25 protein-coding genes are annotated in these 24,411 nt (G+C 52.1%); 4 read left to right on the top strand and 21 right to left on the bottom strand.

Going from position 1 to position 24,411, the window contains the following annotated elements:
* Positions 1 to 13: 13 nt before the first annotated feature.
* The 5 genes from Q3F21_RS19160 to Q3F21_RS19140 all read right to left on the bottom strand — a co-directional run bounded on the left by Q3F21_RS19160 (position 14) and on the right by Q3F21_RS19140 (position 6,452).
* Positions 14 to 799, bottom strand: coding sequence for a two-component system regulatory protein YycI (locus tag Q3F21_RS19160; RefSeq protein WP_340256648.1), 786 nt, complete (start codon positions 797 to 799; stop codon positions 14 to 16).
* The gene (locus Q3F21_RS19155) at positions 786 to 2,165 is read right to left on the bottom strand and encodes a YycH family regulatory protein (protein ID WP_340256645.1); all 1,380 of its coding nucleotides are present in this window, start codon (positions 2,163 to 2,165) and stop codon (positions 786 to 788) included. The genes Q3F21_RS19160 and Q3F21_RS19155 overlap by 14 nt, the downstream gene beginning before the upstream one ends.
* Positions 2,162 to 3,985 (bottom strand): cell wall metabolism sensor histidine kinase WalK, encoded by a 1,824-nt coding sequence (walK, locus tag Q3F21_RS19150; RefSeq protein WP_340256680.1) that lies wholly within the window; start codon positions 3,983 to 3,985, stop codon positions 2,162 to 2,164. The genes Q3F21_RS19155 and walK overlap by 4 nt, the downstream gene beginning before the upstream one ends.
* A gap of 20 nt (positions 3,986 to 4,005) precedes the next feature.
* Positions 4,006 to 4,713, bottom strand: a complete 708-nt coding sequence (yycF, locus tag Q3F21_RS19145; RefSeq protein ID WP_340256641.1) for a response regulator YycF — start codon at positions 4,711 to 4,713, stop codon at positions 4,006 to 4,008.
* Positions 4,714 to 4,955: 242 nt separating this feature from the next.
* Positions 4,956 to 6,452, bottom strand: coding sequence for a peptidoglycan DD-metalloendopeptidase family protein (locus Q3F21_RS19140; RefSeq protein ID WP_340256639.1), 1,497 nt, complete (start codon positions 6,450 to 6,452; stop codon positions 4,956 to 4,958).
* Between the two features lie 272 nt (positions 6,453 to 6,724).
* Between Q3F21_RS19140 and Q3F21_RS19135 the strand changes: the two genes are divergently transcribed.
* Positions 6,725 to 7,093 (top strand): hypothetical protein, encoded by a 369-nt coding sequence (locus tag Q3F21_RS19135; protein ID WP_340256637.1) that lies wholly within the window; start codon positions 6,725 to 6,727, stop codon positions 7,091 to 7,093.
* A gap of 105 nt (positions 7,094 to 7,198) precedes the next feature.
* On the opposite strand, the gene Q3F21_RS19130 is transcribed toward Q3F21_RS19135, so the two are convergent.
* The 10 genes from Q3F21_RS19130 to ychF form a co-directional block, all read right to left on the bottom strand.
* A complete protein-coding gene (locus tag Q3F21_RS19130) occupies positions 7,199 to 7,402 on the bottom strand; it encodes a hypothetical protein (RefSeq protein WP_340256636.1) in 204 nt (67 codons plus the stop codon).
* Between the two features lie 291 nt (positions 7,403 to 7,693).
* Positions 7,694 to 8,980 carry an adenylosuccinate synthase gene (locus Q3F21_RS19125; RefSeq protein ID WP_340256634.1) on the bottom strand — a complete coding sequence of 429 codons (1,287 nt, stop codon included), beginning with the start codon at positions 8,978 to 8,980 and terminating at the stop codon, positions 7,694 to 7,696.
* Between the two features lie 219 nt (positions 8,981 to 9,199).
* Entirely contained in the window at positions 9,200 to 10,549 is a 1,350-nt protein-coding gene (dnaB, locus tag Q3F21_RS19120; protein WP_003388825.1) for a replicative DNA helicase, read from the bottom strand.
* A gap of 43 nt (positions 10,550 to 10,592) precedes the next feature.
* Positions 10,593 to 11,036 carry a 50S ribosomal protein L9 gene (gene rplI / locus Q3F21_RS19115; RefSeq protein ID WP_340256631.1) on the bottom strand — a complete coding sequence of 148 codons (444 nt, stop codon included), beginning with the start codon at positions 11,034 to 11,036 and terminating at the stop codon, positions 10,593 to 10,595.
* Positions 11,037 to 11,066: 30 nt separating this feature from the next.
* Positions 11,067 to 13,004, bottom strand: coding sequence for a DHH family phosphoesterase (locus Q3F21_RS19110; protein WP_340256629.1), 1,938 nt, complete (start codon positions 13,002 to 13,004; stop codon positions 11,067 to 11,069).
* A 4-nt stretch (positions 13,005 to 13,008) separates the two neighbouring features.
* On the bottom strand, positions 13,009 to 13,917 hold the full coding sequence (locus tag Q3F21_RS19105) for a YybS family protein (RefSeq protein WP_340256627.1): 909 nt from the start codon (positions 13,915 to 13,917) through the stop codon (positions 13,009 to 13,011).
* Between the two features lie 107 nt (positions 13,918 to 14,024).
* Positions 14,025 to 14,255: a 30S ribosomal protein S18 gene (gene rpsR / locus Q3F21_RS19100; RefSeq protein WP_251872869.1), complete on the bottom strand. Its 231-nt coding sequence runs from the start codon at positions 14,253 to 14,255 to the stop codon at positions 14,025 to 14,027.
* A 56-nt stretch (positions 14,256 to 14,311) separates the two neighbouring features.
* Positions 14,312 to 14,770, bottom strand: coding sequence for a single-stranded DNA-binding protein (locus tag Q3F21_RS19095; protein ID WP_003388831.1), 459 nt, complete (start codon positions 14,768 to 14,770; stop codon positions 14,312 to 14,314).
* Between the two features lie 29 nt (positions 14,771 to 14,799).
* Positions 14,800 to 15,087: a 30S ribosomal protein S6 gene (gene rpsF / locus Q3F21_RS19090; RefSeq protein ID WP_024984456.1), complete on the bottom strand. Its 288-nt coding sequence runs from the start codon at positions 15,085 to 15,087 to the stop codon at positions 14,800 to 14,802.
* Positions 15,088 to 15,227: 140 nt separating this feature from the next.
* Positions 15,228 to 16,328, bottom strand: coding sequence for a redox-regulated ATPase YchF (ychF, locus tag Q3F21_RS19085; protein ID WP_340256621.1), 1,101 nt, complete (start codon positions 16,326 to 16,328; stop codon positions 15,228 to 15,230).
* Between the two features lie 397 nt (positions 16,329 to 16,725).
* Here ychF and Q3F21_RS19080 point away from each other — a divergent pair, with 397 nt between their 5' ends.
* Complete coding sequence (locus tag Q3F21_RS19080; RefSeq protein ID WP_340256677.1) at positions 16,726 to 17,262, top strand: GNAT family N-acetyltransferase; 537 nt, start codon at positions 16,726 to 16,728, stop codon at positions 17,260 to 17,262.
* Positions 17,263 to 17,502: 240 nt separating this feature from the next.
* Here Q3F21_RS19080 and pepF read toward each other — a convergent pair whose 3' ends face one another.
* Positions 17,503 to 19,413, bottom strand: coding sequence for an oligoendopeptidase F (gene pepF, locus Q3F21_RS19075; protein ID WP_340256619.1), 1,911 nt, complete (start codon positions 19,411 to 19,413; stop codon positions 17,503 to 17,505).
* A gap of 351 nt (positions 19,414 to 19,764) precedes the next feature.
* Between pepF and Q3F21_RS19070 the strand changes: the two genes are divergently transcribed.
* The gene (locus Q3F21_RS19070; RefSeq protein WP_340256616.1) at positions 19,765 to 19,854 is read left to right on the top strand and encodes a YjcZ family sporulation protein; all 90 of its coding nucleotides are present in this window, start codon (positions 19,765 to 19,767) and stop codon (positions 19,852 to 19,854) included.
* 133 nt (positions 19,855 to 19,987) lie between these two features.
* Here the strand turns inward: Q3F21_RS19070 and Q3F21_RS19065 are convergent, their stop codons facing one another.
* From Q3F21_RS19065 to Q3F21_RS19055, 3 genes are all read right to left on the bottom strand, one after another.
* On the bottom strand, positions 19,988 to 20,197 hold the full coding sequence (locus tag Q3F21_RS19065; protein WP_340256614.1) for a DUF951 domain-containing protein: 210 nt from the start codon (positions 20,195 to 20,197) through the stop codon (positions 19,988 to 19,990).
* Positions 20,198 to 20,283: 86 nt separating this feature from the next.
* Positions 20,284 to 21,198, bottom strand: a complete 915-nt coding sequence (locus tag Q3F21_RS19060; RefSeq protein WP_340256612.1) for a mechanosensitive ion channel family protein — start codon at positions 21,196 to 21,198, stop codon at positions 20,284 to 20,286.
* The gene (locus Q3F21_RS19055; RefSeq protein ID WP_340256610.1) at positions 21,195 to 21,476 is read right to left on the bottom strand and encodes a DUF3343 domain-containing protein; all 282 of its coding nucleotides are present in this window, start codon (positions 21,474 to 21,476) and stop codon (positions 21,195 to 21,197) included. Before Q3F21_RS19055 ends, Q3F21_RS19060 begins: the two co-directional genes overlap by 4 nt.
* Positions 21,477 to 21,850: 374 nt before the next feature.
* Between Q3F21_RS19055 and yyaC the strand changes: the two genes are divergently transcribed.
* Positions 21,851 to 22,459 carry a spore protease YyaC gene (gene yyaC / locus Q3F21_RS19050; protein ID WP_340256608.1) on the top strand — a complete coding sequence of 203 codons (609 nt, stop codon included), beginning with the start codon at positions 21,851 to 21,853 and terminating at the stop codon, positions 22,457 to 22,459.
* A gap of 174 nt (positions 22,460 to 22,633) precedes the next feature.
* Here the strand turns inward: yyaC and Q3F21_RS19045 are convergent, their stop codons facing one another.
* Positions 22,634 to 23,533, bottom strand: a complete 900-nt coding sequence (locus tag Q3F21_RS19045) for a diacylglycerol/lipid kinase family protein (RefSeq protein WP_340256606.1) — start codon at positions 23,531 to 23,533, stop codon at positions 22,634 to 22,636.
* 151 nt (positions 23,534 to 23,684) lie between these two features.
* Entirely contained in the window at positions 23,685 to 24,392 is a 708-nt protein-coding gene (locus Q3F21_RS19040) for a DUF554 domain-containing protein (protein ID WP_340256604.1), read from the bottom strand.
* Between the last annotated feature and the right edge of the window lie 19 nt (positions 24,393 to 24,411).

Raw genomic sequence — 24,411 nt, 5'->3', positions numbered from 1 at the left:
ATTTTTGCCTTCCCTATTTCCCCGGGAAATAATTCGTCACCAAAGGGCGTTCCTGCGCCCCCGTAAATCCGTTGACAAAATGCTGCTTTCCATCGTGAATGATCCGCCATACCGGAGCCAGCCCCTGGATTTCCGCATCATAGGAGCCGTAGTAGCCGAGCGTCACATTTTCGATTCGCTCGCCTGGATGAATCACCTGTTTTTCCACAAGCGAGCGGATCGCTTTATACGCGGAAATGATCGGCCGACTCGTACCCTGGCTGCGGACATTCAGATAGGTTTGGCGATACCCGAGAATCGAGCCATCGGCCAAGTATACCTCCAGCGGCGCGATGAATATCGGCACCTTGTCGTACACCTGCCAATACAAAAGCCTTCCCTGATTGGATTGGTACAGGTCAGCCGTGTATTGGTCGGCATACATCATGCGCGGCCCTATTTGGCGCAAAAGCTCGTTGGGCGTGATTTGCCCGTTGATGGTGATCGGCGGCTCCAGTCTGGCCGCCAGGGCCATTTTCTCCAGGGTTGCGTCAATGCCGGCCATCTCCTGGAGATCCAACGCGCCGATTCCCACATACTCGGCGTTGAGATAAGTCATGTCCGGGGTATCCGCGGGCACCTCCGCGTCGAGCGACACGTTGTGCTGTCTCAGGTAGTCGTCCATTTCCCACTTTTCGCTTTGGGACGCCTCCGGATTTTGCCAGTAGCCAACTCTTGTCGCGTATACCTGATAACCGAGAAAGACGTCCAGCATGAGAAAGGCCCAGATCAAGATCGTTTTGGTTTTACTCCAATCCATGGTCCGGCCCTCCTCCCTGATTCAATTGGGCAGGAATGTACAGGTTTGGATAATTGATCACTTCGACCACCCAGATCGGGATCAGCTCCACATAATCCTCGTGCGTAACCGTCTGATACGACAGGTATGCGTTTTTGATCTGCTCTGTATTGACCAATCCCTTGTCGCGGATGTATTGAAACAGCTCCGGTCCCGACATCGCCGTCCACCCTTTGTTCTGGACGTAGCGGTCCAGATCGATCAGGGAACGGTCCATCGTCACTACCTGGCCCGCTTCCATCGTCACCCGGATCGTGTCGATCGGGTAGCCTTCCTTGCTGTAGAGCGGATACGCTCCGATGTACTGGCGGAAGGTAACGACGTCTTTCTCGTTATAGCTTTTTTTGATCGTCTCGAAATGAAAATCATCTGTCCATCCCAAATGCTTGTTAATAAAGGAAACCGCCGCTTTTACCTTTTCCTCGTCCGTCAGCTCCGGTGCGGCTGACAGAATGGCCGGATCCGTAAACGTGATCGCCTGCTGATCCGAACGCAGCTGGATCGAACGGCTGCCATCGGTGTAAATGATCGTCTTGTCCCGCTCTACGATTTGGCGGACGAGCGTCCGGTCGAGAAAGTACGCATCCAGCAGCTGATCGTTGTCAATCGCCCGGTAGGTAAAGCGAAACGCCTGCATTTTCACCGGGTTTTTCGGCAAATAGTAGATCGATCCCGCAGATTTTCCCTGCTCCAAAATCGGGAGGACAGGGTTCGGCTTGACGACCTTCATGATTTGTTCCGGCATCAGGTTGCCCGTCGGCAGATAGGACTGCCGCAAATCCTTTGGACTGATCGAGGTACGGCTTCTGAGAACCATATCCTCGCCGGAGAGGATAAACAAGGCGTAGACCAGGTCTTCCTCCTCCTCGTAATAAAGCATCAGGCGGTCGATTCCCTTTCCTTTTTCGCTTACCTCATCGCGAAATGTCACAAGCCGTCCGACGACAGACAGAGGGATGCTGTTGCGAAAGCGAATTTCGATTCCTTGCTTCTCCCGGGCAATCTTCTCCCACTTTTCGATCGGGAGCGAAAACGGAGCGAAATCAAGGAAGATCCATTTCCTCATCTCTTCCTTGACGATCCGATACTGGCCGTCCGTCGCCGTCGCTTTGGTGTGCCGGTTCTCCCCGTAGTGAAAGATAACCGACTCCGGAGCGATCAGGTCTTCCAATTGTCTTTCCTGTACCGGCTTTGACTCCTTGTACTGAGCCGGCTCGATCAATTGAAATTGGGGCTGGTTCGTCCACAATAGCGCGGTCAACAGAAAGCTGGACAGAACCAGCAAGGCGAGCAGCAAGGTTTTGGCCGGCTCCTTCCACCGTATCATCCCGCCGTCCCTCCTTTAGCAAACGGCACCCAAAAGGTGACGGTCGTACCCACATTCAATTCGCTCGAAATCTCGATTTCCGCTCCGTGAGCCTGAACCAATTCCCGGGCAATAGCGAGGCCGAGGCCTGTTCCGCCCTGTCCGCGCGAACGGGCCTTGTCCACTCGGTAAAAGCGTTCAAAGATGCGTTTCAAATCCCGGCTGGGAATCCCGATCCCGGTATCGGAAATGGAGATGTAGAGTCGCTTTTGGTGCCGGTTGACCTGTGCCATGAGCACGACCGTGCCTCCCTCCGGCGTATACTTGACCGCATTGGACAGCAGGTTGTCCAGCACCTGGTTGATCGCATCCTTGTCGACATAGATCGGAGGCAGATTTTCCGGCACCTCCAGCCTGAGCTGTACGCCCTGCTGTTCCCCGAACATGGAAAAGCGGTCTGCCGCATAACGTAGGAGCTGGTCGGCATCCACTTCTTTGCAATGCAGATGAATGCCCTGCGAGTCAAAACGGGACAGCTGGAGCAGGTCGTTTACGAGGCGGATCATCCGTTCTGTCTCCGACATGGTCACCTTTAAAAACCGGTTGGACAGATCAGGGTCCTCCACAGCGCCGTCCAGCAACGCTTCCACATAGCTTTTGATCGTCGTCAACGGCGTCCGCAGCTCGTGCGATACGTTGGCGACGAACTCCTTGCGCTGCTGGTCCAGCCGTTGCTGCTCCGTCACGTCCTGCAGCACCGTGATCAGGCCGCCTCGCTTGCCGCTGTCATGCTGCAGCGGCGTAAAGGTCACGCGCAGGATTAGAACTTCGCGGTTTGGCAGCACCATATCGATGATCAACGGCTCCACCTGCGAAGACAGCGGCATTTCTTCTTCCGGCGGCAGCTTCAACAAATTGTACAGGGTCAATCCCTTGACCATGCAGTCGGCCATGGTGACCTGCAGCATCTCTTCCGCCGAACGGTTCATCAAAATGATTTGACCGTTGCGGTTGGAGGCGACCACCCCATCAGACATGTTCCTGAGGATACCCGCCAGCTTCTCCCGCTCTTCCTCCTGCTGCATGATAGCTTCTTGCAGCCTGAAGGTCATATGGTTGAAGGCCATGCCGAGCTGTCCAATTTCATCATCACTATAAACACGTACATTTCTATTAAAATCTCCGTCAGCAACCGCCCGCGCCTGACGAGTCATTTCCTTCACCGGCGTCGTAATCGTCCTGGCCAGCACGACACCCAGAGCTGCGGTGAAAAGCAGCGCAATCATCGTCCCGGAGGCGAGAATCCCGTTCATCTTGCGGATCGTCGTATAGGTCGCCTCCATGGAAGCAGCCATGTAAACAGCGCCGTAGACGATGTTGTCCCCCTTTACCGGCAGCACGAGCACCTTGACCCGATCCCCTGTCCGCGGATCGATCCGGGTCGACTCGCTGCGCGTCCCCAGCAGCGCGATCGTTACCTCCGGCTGCGTGTTCCGCTGCCCGATCGTCCGCTTGTCTTCCGTCGTGCTGATGACCGTCCCGTTCGAATCGATCACGCGGACATTGGCTCCGTTCAGCTTCACCAGATGGGTGATGAGGTTGTCGATTCCTTGCCGGACCTCTTCCTGGGTTTGCTCCTTGCTTTCGTTTGGCCGCAGGTATCCTTGGGAAAGCGTCGCCAAAAGGCTCGCCTGCGCGTTTAACGTCTCCGAGAAGTTGTTGATGTAGTAGCTCTCCACTTCCCGGGCAAAGTACGCCCCGATGAACTGCATCGCCATCAGGATCAGCAGCATGTAGATGACGACCATTTTCCACTGGACCGTCTTGAAAACGCGGAACATACGGAATAGGCGAAACGGCCTCATCCGTGAGTGCCTCCCGCTCCCGGGTTGCGCATCGTATAGCCAAGTCCGCGCCTCGTGATGATATACCTCGGCTGACTCGGGTCGTCTTCGATTTTTTCGCGCAACCGGCGGATCGTCACATCGACCGTTCGCACATCTCCGAAGTAATCAAATCCCCAGACCGATTGGAGCAGATGTTCCCTCGTCATGACCTGCCCCTGATGGCGCGCCAGATATACGAGCAGCTCAAATTCCCGGTGGGTCAGCTCCAGCTGCTCCCCGAACTTCTCGACTGTATAAGAGTTCAGGTCGATCTCCAGTTCGTGAATCCGCAGCTGGTGATTGTCCTGCTCCTCACTCTTGGGCTGCTGGCGGCGAAGCTGTGCCTTGACTCTGGCCACCAGCTCCCGTGCGCTGAAGGGCTTGGTCACGTAATCATCCGCTCCCAGCTCCAGCCCCAGCACCTTGTCTACTTCGGAATCCTTGGCCGTCAGCATGATGATCGGCACATCGCAGCTTTTCCGAACGGAGCGGCAGACATCCATGCCGTCCCGGCCCGGAAGCATCACATCCAATAAAATAAGGTCCGGTTTTTCATTCTGCACAAGAAGAAGAGCCTCCTCTCCATCGTAGGCGCAGACTACCTGGTACCCTTCCTTTTCAAACGTAAACTTCAAGATATCGGCAATTGGTTTTTCATCGTCCACAACCAGGAGTTTTGCCATACCGCGCTCTCCCCCTTCTGTACGTAATGGATTCCACGAAAAGTGCGTGATCTCCTTCACCTCTGACGCCTGGTAATCTTTCCAGACACCATGCTCTTTCAGGCACCATTCTCTTATTGTATCAGACTGCTGCCATGGACGCTTCTTTCTGTGCCATAGGAAAAGGGCTCCCTCATTTGCGAGAGAACCCTTTGCTTTGTATCGATGAATGCAGGTTTTTGCAATTTCCTGTACTTTCCTGCTTATTTTAAGAAACGAACCGGGTTTTGAAGTCGTCCATTTTGTATAACCTCAAAATGCAGGTGGACACCGGTGGAATCTCCGGTAGATCCCATGATCCCGATTGCTTTGCCTTGGGAGACTACATCTCCCACTTTGACGCTGATCGAGCGGAGGTGACCGTAACGGGTCTTCATGCCGTTTCCGTGGTCGATCAAAATGGAATTTCCGTAATCGCCGTCCCATCCAGCCGATACGACGCGGCCGTTGTCGGCAGCGCGAACAGCTCCGGAGCCTGCAATGTCAATTCCTTTGTGCAGACGTCCCCAACGCATGCCAAAACCACTGCTGATCTTGCCTCTCGCCGGCCAGGAAAGACGGCCTGTCCCACGAGACGGAATCACCTTGGTTCCGCGTTCGACGATTTTCACCAACGGTTGCTCCATGACTTGCTGATCCAGAATGTTTCGGCCGATAACTTGTCCATTTTCTTTGACGACGAGATAACGGACATTTTTGCTGCCTTCTTTTCCTTCCTGGACAACCTTTGTTTCTCCTTTTGGCAGCTTTTCGTTGTTCTTGACCTGTGTCGTAAACGGAATGGCTTCTTTTTGGCTGACCTCTTCCTTCACCTGCACAGTCACTAACGGACGAAGAGCAGTTACATTGATCTTTTGACCCAATTGCAGCAATGTATTTTCAGTTATGCCAGGGTTGTTGGCATAAATATCTTTCGATGTAATGCCGTACTTTTTGGCGATGCAGCCGACGCAATCTCCCTCGACTACGGTATGGGTTACTTGCTTGAACGTGCCTTTGGACAGCAATTCCTCCAGCTTGTCCACCGGAAGAACCTGTGCGGCGGTTACCGAATCGTTTTCCAGCTTCACGTCTTCCTTGATCGACACCTCAACGGCAGGAGGCGCTTTTGGCTGATCGGTCGATGCGGCCGCTACCGCTTGTTTTTTCGCGTTGTTTACGGGAATGCCGGAGAACTTCTCCTTCACGAAATTCAATGCTTCCTCGGCTGCCTGCTTGTTTTCGGCATAACCGATCACTTTTCCGTCCACGACCAATTTGACAGCCTCTACCTTGATGTCGGCAATATCCGACAGAGCTTTGATGGCTGCCTCGTTATCGTAGTGTCCCTTATACAGTTTTTCTTCGGTAAACGTGATATAGTCGGACATCGTCAGGTTCAGGCCGTGCTTCGCCTTTTCCTCGTCCAATTTTGCCTTTGTCCACGAATGAACGACTTCCGGATTGTTGACGACGCCAATCTCCTGTCCATTCACGGCTACATGGTAAATCGAAATGATGTTGCTTTTGTAATAATAGTAGGCGGATGCCCCAATTGCTGTTGTGAGTACGAGTCCTGCTGTAATCGTTAGCGTTTGCTTTTTGTAAGTGCGGACAAACGTGCTTGCTCTCTCGACCGCCCGCTGTGTAGCTCGGCTGCTGTTTTCAACGAAGCTCTTCGTCTTGTTTTGCAGCTTGGCCATCCATTCGGCCCATTGCATACCTTGTCCCTCCTGAAAACAGATACATCTCCTTCATGAACGTAACTATTTTTTTAAATTTTTATACGATATGTACTAGGTCTAATATCCTGGATATTCATCTAGAATTATCTGCCAAATTGCCTAAAGAAACCAACTATGTCGACTTTACCACAAAAATAACGACAACATCAAGTGTAAAATGCCGTCGAATAAATTTTCGATTTCTACTCATAATAGGTACACCATATCTGACAGTTTTGATCAATAGGGTACGAGAGGAGCGGCGGGCTGTGAAGGAACGCAACATTTTAGCTGGCTTTAAGACGATGGAAGCGGCGGAGAAAGCGGCACAATCCCTTCGCCAGGCAGGCTTTGAAACCATTCAGATCGCACAGATTGGACAGTACCCCGGGGACGGTCTGGAGGAGATCACGAATCCCATTACGAGCGATTTCCCCAGCCTGGCCACTCTGACAGAGGCCGGTGATTTTCCCAATGGGCGGGATGCCAGCGTCCTGGCTGCCGCCGGTCCGGATGCTAGCGGAATGGCTGATCGCAGGGAGGAAAACATCGGAAGCATCCTGCTGACAGCAGTCGTCCCCGAAGAGCGGGGCGATGAAGCCGTGCAGATCATCGAATCGTGCGGGGGCGCCATATAACGGCAGCTACCTGCAAACGTATCAGCCGTAGAGACGAAAGCGCAACAAACGAGCCACCTCTCCCATTTCGGGACAGGTGGCTATATGCCGTTACGCATCTTGCTCCTACACCTCTACCATGGACGTAATGTCTTTGACAGCCAAACGGCGAATTGTCGTTTTTTGTTTGTCCTGTTGCTTGTACGTGGTAATAAAGCAAAGATAGCCGTTGTTAAAATGAGTCATGGTTCCTTTGATGACGACACCGTTAAACATCTTTACCTGAACATTCTTGCCCAGGAGCTTCATCGCTTTTTGATCAAATCCCATCATCATGGCCACCTCATTTTTCCGATATGCCTTACCATATGCCCAGAAGTCTGCTTTTCGTGTCTGTCCGGCAAAAAAAAAACGAGAAAAATCCCGGAAGCCGTGTCCCCCTCTTGCTCCCCCCTCCAATGTCTCACGGAAACGCGGAAAAGGAGAGGGGGTGCCGAAGACTTTGAAAAACATCCGCATGGGTTATCAGACAATCTCCAAAAGAGGTGAAAACGCTCCCGCCTTATCACAAAAAAGCTGCCGACCCCATGTCGGCAGCTTGAAAAGCAGACAGCTCCTTGTTTATCCGTAAATACCGCGTACAACAACCGTTTGCTCGCGATCCGGTCCGACGGAGAAGATGGAAAGCGGAATACCGGTCAGTTGGGTGATGCGTTCGATGTAATGACGAGCGTTTTCAGGCAGCTCGTGCAGGCTGCGAACGCCAGTGATATCCTCTTTCCAGCCTGGCAGCTCCTCGTAAACCGGCTCGCACTTCGCGAGTTGGTTCAGATTCGCCGGGAAGGACTCGATCAGCTCGCCGTTGTACTTGTAGGCTGTGCAAATGCGCAGCGTATCGATACCGCTCAGCGTGTCCAGCTTGGTGATGGCAAGTCCGGTAATGCCGCTCACACGGCGCGCATGGCGGACAACCACGCTGTCGAACCAGCCGACGCGGCGAGGACGGCCAGTCGTCGTTCCGTACTCATACCCTACCTCGCGGATGTGATCGCCGGTTGCATCGGTCAATTCGGTCAGGAACGGACCGTCGCCAACGCGAGTTGTATACGATTTGGCCACACCGATAACCTGATTGATCTTGGTCGGACCAACGCCGGAACCGATGGTGACGCCGCCGGCAATCGGGTTGGAAGAAGTCACGAACGGATACGTACCTTGATCGATGTCCAGCAGAACGCCTTGGGCGCCTTCAAACAGCACGCGGCTGCCCTGATCGATGGCATCGTTTAAGACAACAGACGTATCGGTAACGTACGGACGAATGATTTCGGCATAGCCAAGGTACTCTTCCAGCACCTCTTTCAGCTCAAACCCGCTCGTGTTGTACATTTTTTCCAACAGCATATTTTTCTCGGCGAGGTTGCGCTCCAGCTTGCGGGCAAACTCGTCCTTGTCCATCAGGTCGGCAATGCGAATGCCGATGCGCGCCGCCTTGTCCATGTAAGCCGGTCCGATGCCTTTACGGGTTGTGCCGATCTTGTTTGCGCCGCGGCTGTCTTCTTCCACGGCATCCAGCTTGATGTGGTATGGAAGGATCACATGCGCGCGATCGCTAATTTTCAAATTGTTTGTCTTGAAGCCAAAGCTGTGAATGTAATCCAGCTCCGTTACCAGCGCTTTCGGATCGATAACCATTCCGTTGCCGATGACGCAAGTTTTATCTGTATAAAAAATTCCGGATGGAATCAAGTGCAGCTTGTATTTGTTACCGTCAAAAATAATCGTGTGTCCAGCATTGTTACCGCCTTGGTATCTGGCTACCACTTCGGCGCTTTCCGCCAGATAATCGGTAATTTTCCCTTTACCTTCATCGCCCCATTGGGTTCCGACGACAACTACAGTTGACATCGAAAAACACCTCCTGATTTCATCATTGCCTTACCGGGCCTGAAACAATCTAAGTGTACTAAACGATTTGGCTGCTGTCAACGAAAATACGAACGTTAACAATTCAGAAACTTTATACGTTCGGTATTTTCATAATAGAAAAAAAGCCGGAGCATGTTCCGGCTTTTCCGTAAAAAAGGCGATTTTTAATCTGATCAAACGAATTTTCACCATTCCTCTTTACCCGGCAGCATCGCGGTAGCGATTGTCCAGGCTGACAAACTTGTTGTACTCCTTCAAAAAAGCCAGCTCCACCGTCCCGGTCGGGCCGTTACGCTGCTTGGCAATGATGATTTCGATGACGTTTTTGTTCTCGGTTTCCTTGTCGTAATAGTCATCGCGATAAAGGAATGCGACGATGTCGGCGTCCTGCTCGATCGAACCCGACTCGCGGATGTCGGACATCATCGGACGCTTGTCCTGCCGTTGCTCCACCGAACGGCTCAGCTGGGACAAGGCGATGACCGGCACGTTCAATTCCCTCGCGATTCCCTTCAACGTACGGGAAATTTCCGATACTTCCTGTTGGCGGTTGTCGCCTTTTCCCCGTCCGTGAATCAGCTGCAGGTAGTCGATCAGGATCATGCCCAGGCCGCGCTCCGCTTGCAGACGGCGGCATTTGGCCCTGATGTCCTGCACCGTTACGCCCGGCGTATCGTCGATGTAGATCGGGGCTTTCGCCAGTGTACCGATCGCCATTGTCAGCTTTTGCCAGTCGTCCTCTTCCAGCCAACCCGAACGCATGCGGGATGCGTCGAGATTGCCCTCGGCGCAAATCATCCGCTGCACCAACTGGGAAGCGGCCATCTCCAGTGAGAAGATGGCCACTGTCTCGCCAGCGCGGGCAGCTACATTCTGGGCTACATTCAAGGCGAAGGCCGTCTTCCCGACAGAAGGGCGGGCCGCCAAAATAATCAGGTCGCTTCGCTGGAAGCCGGCGGTCATCTTGTCCAGATCGGGATACCCGGAAGGAATCCCCGTGACGTCCCCGCGCCGCTGACTGAGAAATTCAATCCGCTCGTAGGTCTCCAAGAGGACGTCGCGAATCGGCGTAAAGCCGCCGCTGTTCCGGTTCTGGGCAATTTCGAGGATGTACTTCTCCGCATCCGCGATGATCTCCCCGACCTCGTCTTCACGGGAGTACCCTTCATTGGCAATTTTCGTCGCTGTCAGGATCAACCGCCGCAAGAGCGACTTCTCCTCGACGATCTTCGCGTAATACTCGATGTTGGCCGCAGTCGGAACCGAGCTGGCAATCTCCGTGAGATAGGGAACGCCGCCCACCTCATCCAGCAGCTTGTGATCCTGCAGCTCTGCCGTCACCGTTACGAGGTCGACCGGCTCCCCCTTGTCGTAGAGGTCCTGCATCGTTTTAAAAATGCGCTGGTGGGCGGTTTTATAAAAATCTTCAGGTCGAAGAATTTCAATTGCCGTGATGAGAGCTTCCTTCGATAAGAACACGGCCCCCAGAACTGACTGTTCCGCTTCGTTGTTTTGCGGCGGCACACGGTCCAAAAACAGGTCGCTCACGTCACACCCCTCACTTATCTCGTATTAGCATGAATACTGCTTGTTATTCTTCCACGACATGAACCTTGAGCGTTGCGGTCACTTCATTATGCAGCTTCACTTTTACCTGGGTCACGCCCAATGCGCGAATCGCTTCCATTTCGAGCTTGCGTTTGTCCAGTTTGATTTGGAACTGGTCTTCCAATGCCTGAATAACCTGCTTGCTGGAAATAGCGCCGAACAAACGGCCGCCTTCCCCGGCTTTCCCCGAAACCTTCACCGTGATCTCGTTCATCTTTTCAGCCAGCTGCTGCGCCTCGATCTTTTCCTGCTCCTTGCGCTTGGCTTCGCTGCGCTGCTGTGCATCCAGCGTCTTCATATTGGCCTCGGTGGCTTCCTTGACCAGTCCCCGCGGCAGCAGGAAGTTGCGTACATAGCCTTCCGACAAATCCTTGACTTCCCCTTTTTTGCCTTGACCCTTTACGTCTTTCAGAAAAATAACTTTCATCTGTGTTTCCTCCTCCTCTAGACGGCTGTTCTAAACGACTGCATCGATTGCTTCCTTCAGACGTCTGACGGCCTCTTTTAAGGAAATTCCTTCGATCTGGTTGGCAGCCGCGGTCAAATGCCCGCCGCCGCCCATGTGTTCCATGATCGACTGGACGTTGATGTCGCCCAGCGAGCGGGCGCTGATCAGTACCGTATCGTCGGCCCTTCTGGCAACGACAAACGACGCCTGAATGCCTGACAGCGTCAACAGCTGTTCGGCTGCCTGGGCCACCTGTACCTGCGTATACTCCTCGTTGGGATCGCCCACTGCGATCGCCATGTTATCCCGGTAGGTCTCGGTGTTCATGATCACCCGGGCGCGTTTTACATATTGCGTCAAGTCTTCCTTCAGCAAGCGTTGGACCGCTGCCGTATCCGCGCCATTCCGGCGAAGAAACGAGGCTGCTTCAAACGTGCGCGAGCCGGTGCGGAAAGCAAAGCTCTTCGTATCCACCACGATCCCTGCCAACAGGGCGGTTGCGATCAGGTTGTCGATGTTCAGACGATCGCTCTGATATTGCAAAAGCTCCGTAACCAGCTCGCTCGTAGAAGAAGCATACGGCTCCAGATACAAAAGCACGGGCTCGATAAATTCCTCCGAGCGCCTGTGATGGTCGATCACCACGATCCGGCTTGTTTCGCTGAGCAGGCGCGGCTCGATAACGAGCGACGGGCGATGCGTGTCGACGACGACCAAAAGGGTCCGCCCCGTAATCAGGCGTATCGCCTGCTCCGGCGTGATAAAAGCCTCGGCCAGCTCTTCATGGGCGTAAATTTCCTTCATCAGACGCTCCACGGACGAGTTGCCTTCGTCCATCACGATATACGCGTCTTTCTTGTGGAGCTGTACGGCTTTCAATACGCCCAAAGAAGCGCCGATCGAATCCATGTCAGGCTGCTTGTGCCCCATGACGATGACGTGCTCCGCCTCGTGGATCAGGTCGCGCAGCGCATGCGCGATCACGCGGGCACGCACGCGCGTCCGCTTTTCTACGGCATTGGACTTGCCGCCGAAAAACGTCAGTTTGTTTCCGATCTTGACCGCCGCCTGGTCTCCGCCGCGGCCCAATGCAATGTCCAAACTGGATTGAGCCATTTGTCCCAGCTCGATATAGGAGTTGGCGGCAGCGCCGGCCCCGATGCTCAGCGTGATCGGAATCTTGTTGTCTGCGGTCATCTCCCGGACTACGTCCAGAATGTCAAAACGGCTTTCTTCCAGTTTGTCCAGCGTTTCCCGCTCCATCAGAGCCAGGAATTTATCTGCGGAAATACGGCGCAGATAGATGCCGTGCCTGTTTGCCCACTCGGTAATAACCCCTGCCACACTCGTAGAAAGCAGCGTCCGGCTTTGGTCGTCCATCACTTGACCGACCTCGTCCAGATTGTCGAGGTGGATGATGGCCAGCACGGCCTTTTCACGGTGGTAGCGCAGCGTCAATTCTTTGAAGTTGGTGATGTCCGTAAAGTAAAGCAGACGCTCCTCTGCTCGGACAAGCACCTCATAGGTCCGCTCGTTGTAAACAAACTCCAGCCTTTTTTGGTCCGGTTTAATCACCAGCTGCGGGAATACATCAGGAAGTGTTTTCCCGATCATCATTTCATCACCGGACATATTGGTCATAAAGGGATTTACCCATTCGATGGTCTTTTCTTCGTTGAACAACAAAATCCCGATCGGCATTTCCTGGATGACGCCTTCGCCCGCTTTTTTCACCCGGTGCGTAACCGTAGCCAAATAAAGACGAAGGTCCCGCTGAAAGCCTTTTTCTGCCTGCAGCGCATAAACGACGAGCCCGATCAGGCAAATGATCCCGATCGCCCCGTACATCCAGTGATGAAGCGTCAAAATTCCCAACAGCAACAAGCTAAAGCTTAGAGCCAAGACCATGTGCAGCCCGTACCAACGCTTTAACAGGAATTTGGGCATTTCCTCAGCCCCTCTTCACTCTTGTTTCCAGTCTCTTTCGCAAGCCTAAACCCAAATCAAAGATGCCTAATAAGCTAAGTATAGTGGTTAGCGGGGGAAAAATAAATAGAGAGACAATAAGCACGGGGGCCAATCCCTTCCTGTTGTACAAATGAATGGCAAACAGACAAAAAGCAAGACCCTGCAACGTAAGGATCACATCGAGGATCACCTTTACGTTGAGTACGGCGCTTGTCCAAAACGTTCCCTGCAATTCTTCTCCCATCAAAAGAATGCTGACCATAGATATAAAGTAGTAGTAGAGGATGGAACGCGGAAAGGACCACTCTCTTGCGGGCGGCAAGGCCGGAACGGAAAGTCTCATCCGTTTGCCCACCAGTCGAGATACCCAGTGCGTTATCCCGCTTTGTATAAAACTCATCATCACTAAAAAGGCCGGCATGACCATTTTGATGAGCTGCATTCCCTGTTCAAATTGCTCCTGAGGCACGAAAGCAGGCCTGAGCTTCACTGCTTCCTTGACCATGTCATTCAGGCTTATGCCCATGACGTACGTGGAGAGAGCCAGCAGCGCCACATACCCGAGGAACACTACCGCCGCTCCCGCCACAATCGCGGGCATAGCTGTGCCTTTTCGGGTGTACATGTGCCCCATCACTGTTCCCCAGAGCGCCATCGTCAAAGCCATCATAGCCGAGAATACCCCGGTTAACACCCCGGCCAAAAACGTGAAAACGACTACAATCCAAACCGTGGATGAAATCGGCCGCCGCATCCCGAGGATGACAAACGGCAACGGCAAAAGCAGGCTGGTGACCATCCCTGCGATTGTATATGTACTGATAAACAGCAGCACCAGTGCAATTCCCAGCAAAAGGGCGTTTTCCGCCAATTGTTTTGTTTTTGAAGGCATGGCGACACCTCATTGTGTATCTTCAGAGTCATTCGCGATTCGACCAATAAAAAATATGGAAAAAAGAGGGCCACGCGATTGTGTCCCCCTTTTTTTGCTTGTAACAATTATTCAGTGGTGTACGGCAGCAGTGCTACTTGACGTGCGCGTTTGATCGCTACAGTCAGAGCACGTTGATACTTCGCAGAAGTACCAGTTACACGACGAGGCAGGATTTTGCCGCGCTCGCTGATAAATTTCTTCAGCAGATCGATATCTTTGTAGTCGATATGCTTGATTTTATTAACCTTAAAGAAACATACCTTGCGGCGTTTATTTGGACGTCCTTTACGTGCCATGAAAGTCCCTCCTTTTTTCAGGAAATGTGAACGTTATACGATCGAGTGTCCTTCAATCAAAACGGCAAGTCATCGTCCGAAATGTTGATCGGCTTGCCTGTATTCGCAAAGGGATCCCCAAACGCATCCATCTCATCTCTCTGACCGCCGGACGGCTTCATGCCGCCAAAGCCTGGATCGTAACCGCCGCCTTCTCCGCCTTTTCCGCCCAGAAACTGGACGTTTTCAGCGACGACTTCCGTTACGTACACCTTTTTTCCTTCTTTATTGTCGTAAGAGCGCGTCTGAATGCGGCCCTCGACAGCTGCTTGTCTGCCTTTGCGCAGATAGGTAGCGCACAGGTCTGCCAGCTTCTGCCATGCTACGATGTTGATAAAGTCGGCTTCACGCTCGCCTGCCTGATTGGTGCGCGGACGATTGATCGCCAGGGTAAAGGTAGTAACGGCCACGCCGTTTGGCGTATAGCGCAGCTCCGGATCTTTTGTCAGGTTGCCGATGAGAATGACTTTATTCATCTTGGGTCCCCCTCTGCCCGAGACGACAATTACTTCTCTTCACGTACGAACAAGAAGCGGATAATGTCGTCGTTGATTTTCATGAGACGATCTGCTTCCGCAACAGCGTCAGCATTCGCTTTGAAGTTCATCAAAACGTAGTAACCTTCACGGAACTTTTGAATCTCATACGCAAGACGACGCTTGCCCATTTCTTGAAGTTTGGTTACTTCTCCGCCAAAGCTGGTTACAACATCGCTGTAACGAGCCACGTTGGCTTTGATTTTCTCCTCTTCAAGGTCTGGACGCAATACGTACATTACTTCGTATTGACGCATACCTTTTCACCTCCTTATGGACTTAGCGGCCCGCAAGCGGGCAAGGAGCGAGTGCTGCCGAAACGCATGAAACATGCACTCCATAAATACTCGCATTATCGTATTATAGCAAAAGGCCTAGCCCGAAGCAAGGTTGACTTCTATACGTTGAACCGGAAATGCATGACATCTCCGTCCTTGACGAGGTATTCCTTGCCTTCCAGACGGTATTTCCCTTTTTCCCTCGCAGCCGCGACAGATCCCGCCTCGACCAGGTCGTCGTAAGCGATCACTTCGGCGCGGATAAAGCCGCGTTCAAAATCGGTGTGGATGACGCCTGCAGCCTGGGGAGCCTTTGTTCCCTTGCGGACGGTCCACGCCCGCACCTCTTGCACGCCAGCCGTAAAGTAAGTGATCAGGCCAAGCAATTCATACGCAGCGCGGATGAGGCGGTCGAGGCCGGACTCCTGCAGTCCCAGCTCTTCCAGAAACATCTGCTTGTCCTCGCCCTCCAGCTCGGCGATCTCGGCTTCTACCTTGGCACTGATGACGACTACCTGTGCGCCTTCCTCAGCAGCGTGCTTGCGGACAGCCTGCACATGAGGATTGCTGTCTGCGTCGTGAATCCCGTCCTCGGCTACGTTGCAAACGTAGAGAACCGGCTTGATTGTGAGCAGGTGAAGGTCGCGGATCAGTTTAAACTCGTCTTCGCTGATCTCGACGCTGCGTGCGGACTGCCCCGCTTCAAACGCGGCCTTCAGACGCTCCAGCACATCGAGCTCCAGCTTCGCTTCCTTGTCTCCCGCTTTTACCTTGCGGCCAATCCGGTCGATCCGGCGCTCTACGGAGTCGAGGTCGGCAAAAATCAGCTCCAGGTTGATCGTTTCGATATCGCTTAAAGGCTCTACCCGTCCCGCCACGTGCGTGATGTTTTCATCTTCAAAGCAGCGAACTACGTGAGCAATCGCGTCCACTTCCCGGATGTGTCCGAGAAACTGGTTGCCCAGCCCTTCTCCTTTGCTGGCTCCTTTTACGAGACCGGCAATATCCACGAACTCAAACGCCGTCGGAACGACTTTATTCGGAACGACGATCTCCGTCAGTTTGTTCAGGCGCGGGTCCGGCACCTCGACAATCCCCACGTTGGGATCAATCGTACAGAACGGATAGTTGGCCGATTCTGCGCCCGCCTGCGTAATTGCGTTAAACAGAGTCGACTTGCCTACGTTGGGAAGTCCTACAATGCCACAAGATGCACCCATCTATTTACAACTCCTTGTACTTTTTTCATTCACATCCTTTCTAGTATAAAAACTTGCGCCGCGGATTACAATCGAATCCATGTGGAAACTCGTTCTTCTCTCTTTTTTCTTCTATTATTTATATCTTTCCGAAAGACAGAGCTCTTGTCAAAAAAATTACCGGAGCTCGCCGCCATTCCCCGTCCTGTTTGGTTCCGCAGGAGATGAGAAGCATGGTTTTCAGCCAGGGCGTTTGACGTTTCCCTCTACAAAAGGGCATCGGCTGTTCATTTGTGATATGATGGGAATTGTTTTTCACCCTCTTTTTATTGAAAGGACTGAGCTATGCCCAGGTAGAGATCGCAGCTTTTTTATTTCTCAGGATCAATTCAATAAATGTGGAGGGAACGCAATGAACATGGAAAAGGTAACAACCGATCGGCTCGAATTAAAGCCAATGGAGCTGGCAGATGCTCCCGCGCTGTTTTCGTTTTGGTCTGATCCTGCTGTATCGAAATATATGAACATTGAAACGTTTACAGATGTGGCCCAGGCTGAGCAAATGATCTCGCTGCTGCAAGGACTCAGCCAGGAAGGAAAGGCGTGCCGGTGGACCATTGCGCTGCGGCAGCCATTTGAGATCATCGGGTCTTGCGGGTTCAACTACCTCGATCACGAAAATAAACGGGCGGAAATCGGCTATGACCTCGGGCGTCCATTTTGGGGAAGCGGCTATGCCTCGGAAGCTATTCAAGCTTTGCTCGATTACGGTTTTCAGCACCTGCGTTTAAACCGGATCGAAGCGAAGGTCGAACCGGAGAATATTCCGTCTATCAAGCTGTTGAAACGACTGCAGTTTACGGAAGAAGGACGGCTCCGTCAGTACGAAATGTCAAAAGGAAAGCTTGTCGATGTCATCATGTTTTCGCTGCTCGAAAGCGACTGGACCAGATAAACCAAACCTCTTTTTACCGCAGCACCCTGCCAGCTGTATAACATGACATTTCCGGTGGCCCCTGCGAAAGGCGGCCACCCTTTTTCCTTCCATTTAAAAAGCTTCTCTCACTCCATAAAAAAAGCAGGAGAAATTCTCCCGCTTTCTTTCCTTGCCGCATTTCTGCTTTATTGTTTATTGTTCACCATTCACTGTTCACTTTCATTGTTCCCTGTTCTTTATGCCGCGTTCCTTGTTCATTTATTTCTCATTCACCAGCTTCTCCAACTCGTTCAGCGTCTCTTCAAAGATCTGCATAGCCTGTTCGATTGGCTGGGAAGTGGACATATCCACGCCGGCTGCTTTCAGCACGTCGATGGGAGGTGCCGAGTTGCCCGCTTCGAGGAAGTTTTTGCGAATGCGCTCTACGGCTGGTTCTCCCTCGTCCAGGACTTGCTTGGCCAGCGCCTGTGATGCGGCGAAGCTGGTTGCGTACTGATAGACGTAGTATTTGTAATTGAAGAAATGGGAAACCCGCGCCCACTCCATCGAGATTTCTTCGTCGGAAACCATGTCCTTGCCGTAGTACTTTTTGTTGATGTCCAGGTAAATCTTCTTGATCGCTTCCGCGTTGAGAGATTCTCCCGCTTGCTCCTTCTCGTAGATCGCCCGCTCAAACTCGGCAAACTGCGTTTGGCGGAACAGGGTCGAACGGAAGTTTTCCAGATAGTGATTCAAGAGATACATTTTTTCAGCCTTGGTCTTGGCTTGGGCGTACATGCTCTTGAACAAAATCGTCTCGTTCATCGTTGAAGCGACTTCTGCGGTAAACGTCGGATAGTTGGATGTGATATACGGCTGGGTTTTGTTCGTGTAATAGGACTGCATGGCATGCCCCATCTCGTGGGCAATGGTGTAAACGTCGTCAAGCGTTCCCTGGTAGTTCAACAGCACGTAAGGATGGGTGTCGTAGCTGCCCCACTGGTACGCGCCGTTTCGCTTGTCGTCCGTGGAGTACACATCCACCCAGCCGCTTTCCAATCCCTCCGCAAGCACTTTCACATAGTCGTCGCCCATCGCCTTTAGGCCGTCCACGACCATTTTCTTGCCTTCCTCATACGGGATGTACTTGTCGTCGGACGGTACGATCGGCACATAAATGTCGTACATGTGCAATTCAGGAACGCCGAGCATCTTCTTTTTCAAGGAAATATAGCGGTGCAGCAGCGGCAGATTGTCGTTGACTGTATCGATCAGCTCGTCGTATACCTTGGTCGGGATGTTGTTCGGATTCAGGCTCGCCTCCAGGGCTGAATCGTAATGGCGGACGCTCGCGTAAAAGTTGTCTGCTTTCACCTTGGCAGCCAGCGTCTGGGCAAACGAATCCTGGAAATCGATCAACGACTTGTAATAAGCCTGATACGCATCCTTGCGCACCCGCTGGTCCTTGCTCTCCAGGTAGGAAACGAAATTGGCTCTGGTCAGCTGCACTTCCTTGCCGTTTTCATCCTTGATTTTTGGGAAACGCACGTCCTTGGAGAGCATCCCGTAAATGTTGTTCGGCGAGCTTCCTAGCGGCGACGATTTGGCCAAAAGCTCCTCGATTTCCTTTGACAAAGAGTGCGGCTTCGTCCGGAGCATATCCTCCAGCATCATTTTGTAAGCAGCCAGATCCTTTGATCCAAGCAAGCTCTTCATCTTGTCGTCCGGTATCGCGACAATTTCCGGCTGCATCCAGGCCGTTTTCTCCGAGACGAGCGTGTACATTTTTTCCGCGCGGTCGGCGAGCTTTTGCAGGTCTGCGTTCGCCGAGTTCACGTCCAGAGCCATGTTGGCGTATACGTAGGCCTTGTCGTTTACTCGCATCAGGTCACTGTAGTCATCGAGCGCCTTTTTCAGCGATTCGGCTGACTGGCCCAGCTTGCCCTGATGCTTGGTAAATGCGTTCGCCAGCTCCTCCGCTTTTTTCACATCATTTTCCCAATCCTTCACGCTCGGATAAATATGATCGAGCTTCCACTTGTAGGTGTCCGGTATTTCGGAGCGGTTTTTGTAGACGGGAGCTTTCTCGGCTGCCGCGACCACCTGCGTACTGTAAGGAATAAATGGAGTGCTGACGGTTGATAATGCAATCGCCATTGCTGTCAGTGTGATAAATGCCTGTTTTTTCAACAAAATCGCCCCTTTTCTCTATTATCTACCGTTTACTATATAGTCTAATTATATCCATGTCTGAAAATCCCTCCTGATTAATAAAAAATTTTTTAAATATTTTGGAAAAGCAGTCGATTTATCCAAAGAATTTTCTGTTTTGTGAATAATTTTGTGGATAACCTTAAAACTCACAGGTAGTTGTCCACATGTTAGTTAAAAAAGGCTTCTTTCGGCGATGACTTTTCCACATTTTCTGTGGATAGTATGTGCATAACTTTATTTTCCCCAGACTCGTGACAAACGCCCATACCGCTTTGCCCTACCCCGACATAGCATAAGTATTGAATCCATGGTAGGAGGTGTCAGCTAGTGGGTCTCTTCAACGGCAACTTCGACGGCTTCGCGCTTGTGCTGGTTCTCTTTATCCTGCTTGTTATCGTTGGTTGTGATTGCGACTAACCATCCCTCTGCCATCCAGCCAGTCGAAGGTAAGCTTGCACACACGTTGTAATCTTGCCTTCCACACCGACTTGATGAAAAAGGATGCAAGCCCATCAGGCTGCATCCTCTTTTCGTTTCGCCTATGCAGTTTTTACTCTTCCGGCGCCCCCTCGGCATGGATCAGCACTTTCTTCATCTTGCGCTCAAATTCCAGCCGTGGAATCATTACACTGTGCTCGCATCCTGTACATTTGATCCGGACGTCCATTCCCATGCGAATGACCTTCCATGCGTTCGTACCGCACGGATGCGCTTTTTTCATTTGAACCACATCCCCCAGGGCAAATGGCTTTCTCTGCATGTCGATCCCCCCCTTCGTTTCCCTTTTCCTGCTCCCGCTTTTCACAGCTTGCTCCCGCTGCCTTGTCCTGCCTGACCGCAGCCTTTTTAGGACTGCATCTGCTTTTGCCCTTGTTCAAATCCTCTTCCCGGCATGGTTACCACTCGCGGGTAAGGAATGTCGATCCCCTTCTGGCTCAGCTCTTGTCTGATCATCGCTCTCAGCTTCCGATTGACGCCGTGATGCGTGTTTGGCTTACATTCGGCAGTGACCCGCATGGTAACCTCGGACGGGCCCAATGCGTGAACGCCCAAAAACTGCGGCTCGGCGACGATGTCCTCCAATTCGGCCTGAGCCTTTTTCAGCGTCTCCCTGATGATCTCTTCGACCCGATTCAGGTCTTCCTCATATGCGACAGACACATCCACCACAGACAATGTGTTCTGCAAGGAAAAGTTTGTGACCTGATTGATGGTTCCATTGGGGAAAATATGCACCTCGCCTGTCCAGCTTCGAATCCGGGTAATGCGCAAGCCGATCTCCTGGACAGTTCCCGTCATATTGTTTACGGTCACAACGTCCCCGACCGCAAACTGGTCTTCAAAAATAATAAAAAAGCCGGTAATGACATCACGCACCAGGCTCTGCGCTCCAAAGCCCACAGCCAGCCCCAGCACACCCGCGCTGACCAACACTGGCCTGAGATCCACGCCCAGCTGCTGAAGGACAAGCAAAATCGCCAAAAAGTAGATTCCGTAGCGTACGACGTTGTTCACCAGCACACGCAACGTATCCACACGCCGCTGCTCCATCTGGAGCTTGCTTCCCTGCCGGTGCTGAAACACTTTGTTGACCGCCGCATTGACAATTGACACGACAATCCTTGATACAACCACAATCAGCAATATTTTTAAGAGGACCAGACCAATCCGCACCCACATCTCCGGGTCCGTCACATAAGCAATGGTTTTCTCATATACCGATTCCAACCAGTTTCCCTGTTTTGCGATTTCTTCTGTCATCTGTTCTGCTCCTTCCTGTTTCCGTATTCGTCAATTTCGTGGTAGCAGTCGGAAAACAAGCGAAAGTAGCCGCGTATCTCAACATGTTGCTCAGAAATGATCTCCCTGGCCTGCTGGTAGCTGTCCGCGGGAAACTCAATGGAAAGGGCACAGCCGGCCGTGATCTCTTTCGGGGTAGGACGGGTGTCAATGTCGATATCGGCATACTCCAGCAGCATTTCCGCCCGCAAAGCTTGTTGAGTCGAATCAAATGCGATCAAAACCGTATCCTGCTCCACGCCTCTCCCTCTCTCTTTTTGCTTGGCCAAAAAGCAATCAATGAAATGCTATTGATATAAGGGCGCGGCTTCGAGATTTCGAACGCAAAGCGAAGAAAGCGAGACTCGTGCCCTTGCCTGCCAAAGCCCAACCGAAACCCGGCGGAGCCATATTGGCTACTCCTTATTTTACTTGTTCGGCCCAGCCGGCGCCAGTTCCCTTCTCGTCAAACCATCCTTTCGGCATACATTTTTCATAGAATTACGAGTCGGGACTGTTGGCAAACTGTTCGAAACCTGCTCAACGTTGGCATTTGCGGGTATAAAAAAGTCCTTCCGGTACTATACTGTGAATACTCTTTTGATTTCGGCCGAGGCCAGGATTGGGGGTAGTCATGAATCTCTCTGACCACTGCAACGAACACTTGCTTCCGCCACTGAAAGTGGATTATCGCAATGAGGCTGCTGTCGACCAACTGGCACAACATCTTGTCCAGCGATTTCATTCGCACACGTACCGCGATGAGATTGTCATCGTTTGTATTGGCACTGACCGTTCGACCGGAGACGCGCTCGGTCCCCTCGTGGGCAGCAAGCTCTTGTCATACAAGCCCCTCTCCATGCATGTTTACGGTACGCTTGAAGATCCGGTGCATGCCATGAATTTAGGAGAAAAGCTGGAGGCTATCCGTCAGCAGCATCCCCGTTCCTTGATCATCGCCATCGACGCCTGTCTCGGACAGTTCAGCAATGTCGGCAGCATCAATGTCAATGACGGACCGCTGAAGCCCGGTGCCGGCGTAAAAAAGGAGCTTCCCTCTGTCGGGACCTTCCACATCACAGGCATTGTGAATGTCGGTGGGTTCATGGAGTACTTTGTCCTGCAAAATACCCGGCTGTATGTAGTCATGCGGATGGCCGACATTATTGCGGCCGGTTTGTTTCAGGCCTCCCTGCTTCACACTGCGGGCGATTCCCAGCGAATCAGCGCTTTTCCTGAGTAATTCGCAGAGCATACGCTCCTGCGAGTATGGACGGAGTCTTTGACTTTCCGGGGAAAATAGAACAGAATCGATGGAATCTCGTCGAACCGAAAAAGACTTGTTTCCCGCATCCCGGGATCTACAAGTCTTTGTTCCATTTGTACGGAAACTCGCGAACGGTCCTTTCCTCTAGTCCTATGCACATATCATCTGTTTTCTATGCTCTACTTCTACCGTAATCGGCGTCGATTCCGACACTTCTCCGTCTACGTGCACCTTCAGTTCTCTTTCCGACTCTATTACGATCTGTTGCCCCCGGAAAAATCGAACGCCTGGATGATGTACGTGCGAACCGGTAAAGATCATTGGAAACGCGCTAATAAGCGACCATCTGGATACATTGCAGACGACGCACACTTCCGCCATCCCGTCATCTGGCACCGCTCCCGGGCAAATCAGCATGCCGCCGCCGTAATTCGGGATGTTTGCCACCGCCACCAGCCATACGCTGTCCAATATTGTCTCTTGCCCGTCGACCCTCAGTGTTACCCGGCATGTTTGATAAGACAAAAATACGCGAATTACAGAAATGATGTAGGAAAGCTTTCCGAGCCGCCAACGATTCAACCAGCTTTTATAAGCAGCTTCATTCGTTACCTTGGCCACTTCTCCGTCGAAACCGGCTCCAACCGCGTTCACGGCGATTTGTCCGTTTACCCTGAACAGGTCGATCGCTTTTCCCTCACCTTCGGCCAGGATGTGCTCCAGCACAGCAACCGGATCGCTCGGCAACGAATGTCCACGGGCAAAATCATTTCCTGAACCTGCCGGAATATGTCCAAATGTGCAAGGAATGCCGGCCATTTTCATCCCGCTGATGACCTCGTTTACCGTTCCATCTCCCCCGACCGCTATGATTTTGCTTACTTCCTCTTTTTGCAGCAGTTCAACAGCCATTTTTTTGGCTTCCCCCTGCTTCGCTGTCATTTTTACTCGAAAAATGGCTCTGCGCCGCTCCAGTTCCTTCTGGGGCCGATTCCATACCAGCAGCCCACGACCATTTCCCGCCACTGGATTTACGATAAATCCGAACATCCGCTTTCTCCCCGCGAACTCTGCTGTTTTTCTCTGTATTATCACATGCTGTATTTTGTTTGCCTAGCATGAACCCTAATATAAAAACGGACTCCTTGTTCAAGGAATCCGTTCGCTTGCTCCATAATGGCTTGCATGCCCGTTACCTAAATCACACCGAAAGCCACCGTATCAGCGGCACCCCGATTGCTGCGATCGCCAATGCCGGCAGCATGTTGGCCACATTGATTTTTTTCAGTTCCAATATGTTAATGCCGATCGCGATAATCATCAAGCCGCCTACCGCCGTCACTTCAACCAGCATGGCGTCCAGTGTTTCCTGGCTGACAAAGTTGTAAATCTGTGTGGATAAAAGCGCAATCGCACCCTGATACAAAAAAACGGGAACTGCAGAGAACAAAACGCCAATTCCAAGCGTTGATGAAAAAATAATCGCAGAGAAGCCGTCCAGCATTGCCTTTGTGTACAATATTTCGTGATTGTTTCTTAGTCCGCTGTCCATCGCCCCAAGCACTGCCATGGCACCAATGCAATAAACCAGCGTCGTAGTGACAAAGCCAGTCGCAATACTCCCCTGGCTCCTCCCTCCCATTTTGCTCTCCAGCCATTGTCCCAGCTTGTTTAAGCCTGACTCGATACCAATGAGTTCTCCCAGGATCGAACCAATCACGATACTCAGGATAACGAGCAAGAAATTTTGTGTTTCCAGACTCATTTTGATTCCCAGCAAGACAATAGCAAGTCCAATTCCTTGCATGACGGTTTTCCGAATTGATTCTGGTATGCCTGACAGCAGGCGTCCCAACAGAGCTCCTGCGATAATGGCAATCGCATTAACCAGAGTCCCCAACAAAATCACTTACTCCACTCCCCTGCGA

The sequence above is a fragment of the Brevibacillus borstelensis genome (assembly GCF_037834415.1).
Lineage (GTDB): Bacteria > Bacillota > Bacilli > Brevibacillales > Brevibacillaceae > Brevibacillus > Brevibacillus borstelensis_A.
The sequence above is the reverse complement of the archived record's forward strand: the minus strand, read 5'-3'. Positions and strand labels throughout refer to the sequence as shown.